Raw genomic sequence first — 2,008 nt, forward strand, 5'->3', positions numbered from 1 at the left:
CTAACGCCACCAACAATAGAGCAAACTGCCGGGTAAGATTGGCCCTGCGCATTTCGAGGGAGTGTCTGGCGCCCTGGTCCAGAAGCTGTGCTGACGTCAATGTGGACCTTGTCCTTGAGACGGTCGCTCCCGCTGACAGGCAGGTGCAGCGATGACCCGAAGACGTAAGAAGTGGAGCGTGCGTCTGGCCTTCGAGCCGAACCGCTATGCCCAAGAACAGTTGCAAAAGGCCTACGAGCAGATCAATCCGATCGAAGCACGCGCGACGGCACAGCCGTCTGCTACGCGGCCTGCAGAGTCCAGGCAAGCGACCATCAAGCGAGGTAGACGATGAGCAAAGCTACGATGGTTGCGCTCTACGCGCGGGTATCCTCCGAACAGCAAAACAAACGCGGCACCATTGAAAGCCAGATCGCTGCACTGAAGGATCGTATTGCAGCTGACGGCGCGCAGATCGTCGACGACATGTGTTTCGTCGATGCTGGCGTGAGCGGTGCGACGTTGATCAGGCCACAGCTGGAGCGACTCAGGGACTGTGCGGCACTCGGTGCGATCGATCAGCTTTACATCCTGTCACCGGACCGGCTGGCGCGTAAATATGCGCATCAGGCGCTGCTGATGGAAGAGTTCTCGGCCTGCGGTGTCCAGGTGGTGTTCCTCAATCACGCGATCGGTACGACGCCGGAAGAGTCGCTGCTATTGCAGATGCAGGGCATGATCGCAGAATACGAACGGGCGAAGATCTCCGAGCGTCACCGCCGTGGCAAGCTTCACGGCGCAAAACGCGGCAGTGTCAATGTCCTGTCCGGGGCGCCCTACGGCTACCGCTACATTCGCCGGCAACTCGACGGAACGCCGGCCCGGTACGTTATCGAGTTGCCCCAGGCTGCAACGGTCCGGGCGATCTTCCAGTGGGTGGGGATGGACCGCCTGAGCATAGGGGACGTGGTACGCCGCCTTGCCGAGTCGGGTACCGTGACGGCGTCGGGCAAGCCGTACTGGGACCGCAGTGTGGTGTGGGGCATCTTGCGCAATCCTGCGTACATGGGGCGAGCCGCGTTCGGCAAGACGCAGTCGCGCGACCATCTGCAGGTCCGCGTGCGTGCACAGCGTCACAGTACCGACGTACCCAGAAAGCCGTATTCGACAACACGCACCGAACCGCAGGACTGGATCGAGATCCCAGTACCGGCCATCGTTAGCGAGGCGCTGTTCATGGCGGCTCAGGAACAGCTCGTCGAGAACCGCAAGCTGGCGCGCCAGAGGCGCGAGAGTGCCCCGCTACGCCTGCTGCAAGGGTTGACGGTATGCGGCCAGTGCCATTACGCCTATTACGCAAAGAAGGTGAGCAAGGCTGCGGCTAAGGGGCATCAGCGGGACTACGCCTATTACCGCTGTGTTGGGACCGATGCCTACCGTTTCGGCGGCCAGCGCATCTGTGACAATCTGCAGGTACGAACAGACCGGCTCGATGAGCTGGTATGGCATCAGGTTGTGGAATTGCTCAGGCATCCAGAACGATTGAAGAGCGAATATGAGCGTCGGCTGGATATGATGGAGCGCAACGAGAAGAGTGCCTTCGACACGAGCACCCTAGAAAAGCAGCGGCTGCAGCTGGAAAAGGGCAAGTCCCGGCTGATCGACAGCTATGCGGACGGTATCCTCGATAAGTCCGACTTCGACCCGAAGATGCAGCAGTTGAGGAATCGGCTTGAGCAGATTGAGCAGCAGATCCTTGAATCCAGGCAGCAAGGAGCGGTGCAAAGCGAGCTGTTTCTAGTTATTAATCGGCTCGAGGAATTTGCAGGCGCCGTCACCGAGAAACTGGACACGATTGATCTTGAGACGAAGCGCAGGATCGTATTGGGTCTGGTCAAGCGTGTCGAAATCCACAAGGATGAGATCGTCGTTGTGTTCAGGGTTGACCCACAGCCTGGGGCTCTCGACAGCGAAAATTCGAATGATTCAGACGACGGAGTGAAAAGTATGCAACGTTGTACGCGGCGTA

At 59.2% G+C, this 2,008-nt stretch carries 1 protein-coding gene; it reads left to right on the plus strand.

Annotation, left to right across the window (positions count from 1 at the left end; genetic code table 11):
- Nucleotides 1–345: 345 nt before the first annotated feature.
- Nucleotides 346–2,008 (plus strand): recombinase family protein (locus AC1DOX_RS30865; protein WP_441624648.1); only part of this gene is annotated, 1,663 nt, incomplete at its 3' end.

This window comes from Cupriavidus sp. 01L415 (genome assembly GCF_056400065.1).